Annotated in this window: 1 protein-coding gene; it reads left to right on the top strand. The window is 71.5% G+C overall.

Translation table 11 applies throughout. The features are described 5' to 3' along the window. The coding region (locus GT358_RS16360; protein ID WP_166583695.1) for an AAA family ATPase at positions 1 to 214 on the top strand (214 nt) is incomplete at both ends.

The raw sequence follows: 214 nt of genomic DNA, 5'->3' as shown, positions 1-214 counted from the left end.
CGCTGGTCGCGCGCGCCATCGCGGGCGAGGCGGGGGTGCCCTTCTTCTCGATTTCGGGCTCGGAATTCGTCGAGATGTTCGTGGGTGTGGGGGCGGCGCGGGTGCGCGACCTGTTCGAGCAGGCGCGCAAGGCCGCCCCCTGCATCATCTTCATCGACGAGCTCGACGCGCTGGGCAAGAAGCGCGGCGCGGGCGCCTTCGGCGGCGGGCATGA

It is taken from the genome of Rubellimicrobium sp. CFH 75288 (assembly GCF_009904055.1).
Classification (GTDB): Bacteria; Pseudomonadota; Alphaproteobacteria; order Rhodobacterales; family Rhodobacteraceae; genus Rubellimicrobium.
Note: the sequence above shows the minus strand (reverse complement) of the source record. Positions and strands in the feature narration are given on the sequence as shown.